We start from the raw sequence: 7,572 nt of genomic DNA, 5'->3' as shown, positions 1-7,572 counted from the left end.
TCGCGGAAGAAGAAGCCGTCGCAGGTGGCGCAGGCACTGACGCCGCGGCCGAGGAGGCGTTCTTCGCCGTCGATACCGAGGTAGCGGGCGGCTGCGCCCATGGCGAGGATGATTGCGTGCGTGGCGTAGGTTTCGCCGTTCGCGGTGACGGTTTTGATCGGTGCGCTCAGGTCGATCGCGTCGACGTCTTCGGTGCGGATGTCGGCCTCGAAGCGCAGGGCCTGCTCGCGCATCTGGTCCATGAGGTCGGGGCCCATGATTCCTTCGCGGAATCCGGGGAAGTTCTCGACCTCGGTGGTGGTCATGAGGGCGCCACCGAATTGGGTTCCCTCGAACAGAAGGGGCGCGAGCTCAGCGCGCGCGGTGTAGACACCAGCGGTGTATCCGGCGGGGCCGGAACCGACAATGATGACGTCATGGACCGTGGACGGAGTGGTCATGCGGGCCTCTTTCAGGGGGCGACATGAGGGAAGTTCGGGCGGTCCGCACGATACCGACGGAGTCGAGAGCTCGTCGCATCAGATTTGACTCATCCGAACGAGTTGCCCAGCAAGATCATTCGACCTCCCGAACAGCTGACGCACTCTCGGATGCACGGTGCCCGGCTTCCCGGAATCTTCGGCTGTCTGTAGTGACCCACAATACCTCTATAGCGAGCGCTAAGTAAAAACTCCATGACAAGAGGGACGCCGACGTGGCCGCCCAGCGGGGCAACAAGATGCCGAACGCTCACCGAGATCACGAAAGAGATCATCGGTCGCGATATCGCGAAGAACTGACGAAGGCCCCGAAAACGAATGGGCGCCGGTGATTCACCGGCGCTCATTCGTTGCACGTCAAAGCAATACGACAATCAGTTCAGCAGCGCGGCTATCACCGGAAGTGATGCGTCGGCATCTCCACGCTGGCCTCGCATGCTCGACGGGGTTTGTGCCAGCGAGCCTTCCGCGACGCCGTGGTCATGACGCCACTCGACAAAGGTTCGGTGCTCGACCATGCGCCAGCGGCCGTCACGGCGCTCGAATCGATCGATGTATCGACCACCTGCAACGCCCTCGTAATCCTCACTTCGTCCGTCCCAGAACGTAGTTGAGGGAGCAGTCGGCGGAACTCGGTGATAGGCGGTGACGTAGGTTTCCACTTCGGCGACGTCACCGTCGAAGGAAAACAGCATGTTGCCCGTCTGATGATGGGTCCGCTCGAGGGAGCCCATCGACACCCGCGCGTTCTCCACCATCTTCTGCCAAGGCAGCTCGTTTCCGATGAAGACAGTTTTCCCGTCCTCATGGAATACGCTCGCCATCAGTTCCCATCGGTTCCGATCCACTGCGTGGCAGAAGCGGTTGACAACATCGGCGATTTCCGCGCGGTCGACAAGCCGACTGGCGTCTACTCGACCGAGATCGTTTGTGCGCCAGGCCTCGACGACCGATCCCGAGATGCCGTCCTCTCGCTGTCCCCTCGCCTGCCCGGAGACAGCGGCAAGGCCACCTTCTCGCGATGGACGGTGATTGCGCCACTCCGCGAGCAGGCGCCGGTCCGCAATCCGCCAGCGACCGTCGCGGAGTTCGAATCGGTCGATATAGCGAGCGCCGAGCATGACTTCGTACGCCTCACCCGTGCCGCCGAAACCACCACCGACAGGCGCATCATGCGGAATGGCATGGAAGGCCGTCACATACGTCTCGACGTGTGCGACGCTCCCCTCGAAAGCAATCAAGATGTTGCCGACCTGGTGGTGCGTCGCCTCGACCGGCTCGAGAAGTGCGGAGCCTTGTGCGACGAATTCGCGCCAGCTTCCGCCGATCGATGACAATCGGCAGGTTGCGTCCTCGTGGAAAACCGAGTCCATCAACCACCAACGCCGACGATCCGTCGCATGGCAGTAGCGGTGGATGACGTCTTCGATTTCGGCTCGGGCAGCTACTGATTCGAGTGTGTACGCAGTACTCATGTATCGCTGCCCCTCCTACGCCTCGGCGGGCACGCTCGCCGGCAGATCGCACGAAGCAGTGCCGTCGTCATTGAGGACACACACCGGGCAGTCTTCCTGATCGGCGCCGAGCGCGCCGTCCGCCGCCTGAACCATCTCGGCGAAGAGCTCCTGACGCTCCGATCGCGGCACCCGCGGATCCCGCGCCGGGCGCAAGCCGAGCTCGATCAGCGTCTCGAGCTGGCGGTAGCCGGCCGTCGTCGGGTCCACGATGGGGACGCTCGAGCGGGCAGCGAGGATCTCGGCGACCGGGCTCATGCAGTTGCACCCAAGGATGACCGACTTGGCGCCGTCCTGCACTGCGAGTTCGATCTCGGCAAGGATGCGCTCGATGATGTCCTCGCGTCCGGCCTTCATCTGGGTGAGGAAGTTGTCTTCATCAGCCAGAGTGCTCTGCTCAGCGTGGGTTGAGACGTAGCGTACCGAGATGCACTGCCGTCCAACAGGATTATCGCGCAGGAGACGCTCGTAGACGAAGTCCATCGTCTCCGGCCAGATCGTGACGATGCTGAACTTCTCGCCGAGAGCCGCTGCTGCCAGCAGGCTTGCCTCACCGCTACCGACCACCGGGACATCGGAGGCGGCGCGCGCGGCTGCCAGACCGTAGTCCGGAACCCCGCCGATCAGAACTCCGGCGCACCCGTCGCGAGCGGCCCGCATTGCAGCCTCCGCGTAGACGACATCGGAGAGCAGGAGGTCGACCGCGTCGATCGGGGTCACTCGGATCTCCGTGAACACCGACTCGACGGAGTACCCGGGCGCGATCAGGCGATCGGGAACCGGGCTCTTCTGCTGGCCGGTATTCATTTCGAGACATGCGATCCACTTGGTCAACTGAGTCTCCTTGACTTCGAGGTGATTCGAGCCACTTCCAGCGACTCCTGTGACGAGGCTATCAGAAAGTGTTTCTACTACGAAGAAGGAATATCCCTGTCTCGAAAGGCCGAAAAGACTTGTACAACACACAGATACAGCAAATCCCGAGCAGTGCGACAATCGCACTGCTCGGGCCTGAGGACAGAACTACGCGCCTCGGTAGAGGTCCCCGTGCTGAACGCGCATGACCTTCTTGTCAAGCTTTCCGACACTCGTACGCGGAAGCTCGTCGACGTACAGAATCGTGTCGGGGAGCTGCCATTTGGCGAACGCGCCGTGGAGCAGTGCGTGGATCTCGGCGAGCGCAACGTCCTCACCGTCTGTGGTCACCATGATCACGACCGGACGTTCCTGCCATTTCGGATGCTCGACACCGATCACCGCCGCCTCAGCCACCCGAGGATGGGCCGTGATCGCGTTTTCCATGTCGATCGACGAAATCCATTCGCCACCACTCTTGATGACATCCTTGAGCCGGTCCGCGAGCTTGAGGTAGCCGTTCTGATCGATGGTCCCGATATCGCCGCTTCGCCAGTAACCGTCGAGGAACCTGTCGGCGTCGTCATCAAGCTTGTGGTACCGCGCGGTGATCCACGGTCCCCGCAGCAGGACCTCGCCCTTGCTGTTGCCGTCGTGCGGCAAGTCGTTGCCCTCCGGATCTACGATCCGCACATCGACACCGCCCGCGGGAAGACCCTGATAGCGCTTGATGCTCCACCATTCGTCCTCCGTCACCTTGCCCTGCAAGGTCACCTTGCGGCCGTAGTTGACGAAAGCCATGGGCGCAGTCTCGGTAGCCCCGTACGCATGGATGAAGTCAGCACCGGTCAAGTCGTAGAACCCACGCATGAGCGAGAGTGCGGGCTCGGTGGCGCCGGACAGCAGTCGGGTGCGACTGAAGTCCGGTTTGACGTCGAGAGTCTCGATGTAGTCGAGCATCGGCTGGAAGATCGCCGGGGCGCCGTTCGCGACCGTCACGTTCTCGGCGATCATCACGTCCGCCAGCATGTCCGTGTCCGCTGCCGAATAGCGGCCGGGCAGAACGATCTTGGCCGCGACGTAGACGGCAGACTGCGGAAGACCCCAGGACTGGCTGTGGAACATCGGCGTGATCAGCATGACCGCGTCGGCGGCGCTCATCCCGTAGGACGAGGCCTGCGTCAGGGTGTGCAGGTAGATCGCTCGATGCGAGTAGTAGACGCCCTTCGGCCGGCCGGTGGTGCCGGTCGTGTAGCAGGCGCTGTAGGCGGAGCTCTCGTCGATCATCGGCCAGTCGATCTCCGGGGACGCCTTCGCCACCAGGTCCTCGAAATGACGGACGTTCGGCAACGTGGTGGCGATCTCCGAGAGAGGTTTGTCGGACATCACCACCCAGGTGACCTCCGACGCAAACGGCGCCACCGACTCCGCGACGCTCAGCAGGCTCTCGTCCACCAGGACGACAGACGCGCCACCGTGGGTGGCGACATACCCAACGTCCTCGGGTGCCAGGCGCAGGTTCATCTGCAGCATCACCGCTCCGGTGCCCGGGATGGCCCAGTAGAGCTCGAAATGCCGCTTGCTGTTCCAGTCCAGGATCCCCACCACATCACCGGGTTTCACGCCGAGGTCGGTCAGGGCGTTGGCAATCCGCTTGATGCGCGCGTAGGCGTCGCCGTAGGTGTAGCGGTCCCATACCCCGTCGCCGGTGCGATAGACGATCTCGCGCTCCGGGTAGTTGCGGGCCGAGTGACGGATCAGCGTGGTCGTGTTGAGCTGATACGAGTCGTCATTCGTCGACGGGTGCCCCTTGACAATCGCGGTCATTGCGCGCTCCTCAGATCCGGTTGTCCTACTGGTGCGGCTCGCGCCCACCGATGACGCCGAGGGCCCTGCCCACGATGCGGGATTCACGCACCTGCACTTGCACCTAGGGCTTTGACACTGCGTGGGACTGACCATCCAGACATCGCATTGTTCTGCATGGCAGAGCATCTCTCTTATTCAGAGTTGCACAGGCCAACAACGCAAGTCAAGACCCGCAGGCCGAAAACTGAAGCCGCCCGGAAACTCTCAAACATCCCGACACTGCGTGGAGAACTGCAGCGTGGAGCCGACGAATCGCCCTGGCGTTGCATCGTCAGTCCCGCGAGCGCGAAATACCCGACGAGCCGGCGCTCGCCATGGCCAGCGCAAGGTCCGTGTACTCCCGTGCAATCTCGTGCGGCGGCGGGCTTACGCCAGGCTTGTACCAATCGGCCACGGCAACGCACATCGTGACGATCGCAGTGGCGGTCGACGACGCCGGCACGGTTCCGACCCGCCCCGCATCACGGCAGGCCTCCACTGCTGCCTGCACAATGTCCCGGACCTGCGTCCGTGCCTGGAGGTGCAGCGATCGGCCGGACTCGTCGAGCGACCGTAACTCAGTGGACGCGAGCACCGCCGAGGCCTGACGGTACGTGTGGAAAAGGATCACGCACTCGACCAGGTTCGCCAACCGTTCAGCGGGTGAATCCGCTTCGGCGTCTGCAGCCACGCATCGGCTTATCAGCTCGGCCATCGCGCCTTGCAGCAATTCGGTGAGCAGAACGTCCTTGCTCTCCACGTGGTAGTAGACGCCGGCCATCGACAAGCCGCACCGGTCGGCGATCATCCTGACGGTGGCAGCGTGGTAGCCGACCTCCACGAAGACATCCAGCGCCGTTCGAAAGACCGGAGGGAGGTCCAGCGGCTCGAAGTCTCGCCAGTCGTCGAACAGCGGGCCGGCAGGCTCGGGCGGACGCAGATCCAGCGGCACCTCGAGCGCGGCCGAGAGAGCCTGCAAGCGCTCATGACCCGGCAGACTCTTCCCGTTCTCGAACTCACTCAGAGAGGACGGGCTCATGCCGACCAACTGAGCAAGCTGCCGGAGCCCGACCTCGCGCTCGATACGCGCCGCGCGAATCCTGGCGCCCAGCCCTTCCCCACCGATTCGTCCCGACCGCTCCATGAGCACCACGGTATCCCGCCGACACGCGATCACCCGGCTAGGCGACCACCATCCACAACGACGGTCTGTCCGGTCATGTATGCCGCATCGTCGCTCGCAACGAAGAGCACTGCCTGGGCGATCTCCCCCGGTTGGCCATGGCGGCCCAGGAGCTGATGTGCGCGGATGGGTCCGACCCGGGCCGGGTCACTGAAGACGTCCTCGGTGGCCGGCGTCTCGACAAGCCCGGGTGCCACGCCATTGCACCGGATGCCTTGCTTGCCGAAGTCGTAGGCGACCGAACGGGTCAGTGCGAGCACACCGCCCTTCGCCGCGATGTAGGCGGCGAACGAGGGGCCCGCGACGAACGACGCGGTGGAGGCGGTGTTCACGATGGCGCCGCCGCCGCCCTTCACCATATGCGGGATCGCGTACTTGCAACCCAGCCACACACTCTTGAGGGTGACCGCCAGAGCCTGGTCCCACTCCTCCTCGGTGGTGTCGACGACGCTGCGGTTCAGCGGCGCCCAGTAGGCATTGTTGTGGAGAACATCGATGCGGCCATACGCGTCGACCGCCTCCTCGACCATCGACTCGACTGAAGCGGCGTTGGCGACATCGACGACCGACACCCGCGCGGTGCAGCCCTCTGCCTCGATTGCCGACACAGTCTCCTCTGCACCCACCTTGTTGATGTCGGCCACCGTCACCAGGGCACCCTCTCTGGCGAAGGCCAGTGCCGTCGCGCGGCCGATGCCCGAACCGGCACCCGTGACGATTACAGATTTGGCCTCAAAACGGTTACGACCAGTCACTCCGACACCCTCTCCGACGCGCCGATTCTGTCACACAGAAGCAATCTCTGCGTGAGCAGAGTCGCATGGCGAATGGATCGTCGTCAATAGCACGGACACCCATCCGTTCGAAACTTAGCGATCGATAGGTCTTGACGAACCAAACAGACGGCAATACGGTCTTCGTGAGACATCCGAGCGATGCGCATCACAGCACAAGACGAGTGCGAGCAGGCAGCCGCAGAACCCAGGAGTGGGACCACCTGCGCGCCGTCGATCCACCTCTTCAACTCAGGCGACATCCCGCTCGAGTACGCAGCCCGGACCCGCAAGTTGCGCAACACCAACATCTCTCATGCCCCCGTAAACAAGCTCAGCGCCTACGACGGCGCCTGGTTAGGAGCACTCCAATGAGCGACATCCTCGAGTTCGCGGACCAGTTCTTCAACGCCGTCTCGAACGGCGACATCGACGCGGTGGCCGGCTTCTACCGCGACGACGTGACCGTCTGGCACAACTTCGACAACCTCGACCAGTCCCGCGAGGACAACCTCGCGACCCTCGCGGGAATCTCCGGCCGCTACGACGCCTTCGGCTACGAGGACATCCGCCACACCGCCCTCGAGGACGGCTTCCTCCGCCAGCACGTCATCAAGGCCACGGTCGGGAAGAAGACCGTAAACGTCCCCGCGGTCCTGCGCGTGTACGTCGAGAGCGGCAAGATCCACCGCATTGAGGAGTACTTCGACCGCGGCCAGCTCAGCGCCGTGTTCAGCTGACCCGACCCGCACCAACGCCCCCGGTGGGGCATGGCGCATCCGCCAGAGCGTTTCGCCACCACCCGGCCTGCAGTCGGCCTCCCATTCATCCGGTTCCGCCTGGTGGCACCGGGCTCCGGTCACCACGACGATCACCCACTGTTCGCAACTTAGCGATCGATAGATCTTGACTAGCCGAAC

Annotated in this window: 7 protein-coding genes; 1 reads left to right on the top strand and 6 read right to left on the bottom strand. The window is 63.5% G+C overall.

What is annotated here, in order from left to right:
- From AC1DU4_RS20685 to AC1DU4_RS20660, 6 genes are all read right to left on the bottom strand, one after another.
- On the bottom strand, positions 1 to 440 hold a 440-nt coding region (locus AC1DU4_RS20685), incomplete at its 3' end, for an NAD(P)/FAD-dependent oxidoreductase (protein ID WP_477842996.1).
- Positions 441 to 853: 413 nt separating this feature from the next.
- Positions 854 to 1,954 carry a nuclear transport factor 2 family protein gene (locus AC1DU4_RS20680; protein WP_477842994.1) on the bottom strand — a complete coding sequence of 367 codons (1,101 nt, stop codon included), beginning with the start codon at positions 1,952 to 1,954 and terminating at the stop codon, positions 854 to 856.
- A gap of 15 nt (positions 1,955 to 1,969) precedes the next feature.
- Positions 1,970 to 2,827, bottom strand: coding sequence for an aspartate/glutamate racemase family protein (locus AC1DU4_RS20675; RefSeq protein ID WP_477842992.1), 858 nt, complete (start codon positions 2,825 to 2,827; stop codon positions 1,970 to 1,972).
- Positions 2,828 to 3,016: 189 nt separating this feature from the next.
- Positions 3,017 to 4,675: a long-chain-fatty-acid--CoA ligase gene (locus AC1DU4_RS20670; RefSeq protein ID WP_477843000.1), complete on the bottom strand. Its 1,659-nt coding sequence runs from the start codon at positions 4,673 to 4,675 to the stop codon at positions 3,017 to 3,019.
- A gap of 313 nt (positions 4,676 to 4,988) precedes the next feature.
- Positions 4,989 to 5,840 (bottom strand): TetR-type transcription factor C-terminal domain-containing protein, encoded by an 852-nt coding sequence (locus AC1DU4_RS20665; RefSeq protein ID WP_477842990.1) that lies wholly within the window; start codon positions 5,838 to 5,840, stop codon positions 4,989 to 4,991.
- 29 nt (positions 5,841 to 5,869) lie between these two features.
- Positions 5,870 to 6,634: an SDR family NAD(P)-dependent oxidoreductase gene (locus AC1DU4_RS20660; protein WP_477842988.1), complete on the bottom strand. Its 765-nt coding sequence runs from the start codon at positions 6,632 to 6,634 to the stop codon at positions 5,870 to 5,872.
- A 389-nt stretch (positions 6,635 to 7,023) separates the two neighbouring features.
- Here AC1DU4_RS20660 and AC1DU4_RS20655 point away from each other — a divergent pair, with 389 nt between their 5' ends.
- Positions 7,024 to 7,392 (top strand): nuclear transport factor 2 family protein, encoded by a 369-nt coding sequence (locus AC1DU4_RS20655; RefSeq protein WP_477842986.1) that lies wholly within the window; start codon positions 7,024 to 7,026, stop codon positions 7,390 to 7,392.
- The last annotated feature ends 180 nt before the right edge of the window (positions 7,393 to 7,572 follow it).

This window comes from Rhodococcus sp. P4_F5, assembly GCF_056401315.1.
This window is presented reverse-complemented; position numbering and strand designations above follow the sequence as displayed.

Bases quoted from the DNA above. Each gene is read 5' to 3' on its own strand.
- AC1DU4_RS20680 (WP_477842994.1), bottom strand. From the start codon at position 1,954: ATGAGTACTGCGTACACACTCGAATCAGTAGCTGCCCGAGCCGAAATC.
- AC1DU4_RS20665 (WP_477842990.1), bottom strand. From the start codon at position 5,840: ATGGAGCGGTCGGGACGAATCGGTGGGGAAGGGCTGGGCGCCAGGATT.
- AC1DU4_RS20655 (WP_477842986.1), top strand. From the start codon at position 7,024: ATGAGCGACATCCTCGAGTTCGCGGACCAGTTCTTCAACGCCGTCTCG.
- AC1DU4_RS20670 (WP_477843000.1), bottom strand. From the start codon at position 4,675: ATGACCGCGATTGTCAAGGGGCACCCGTCGACGAATGACGACTCGTAT.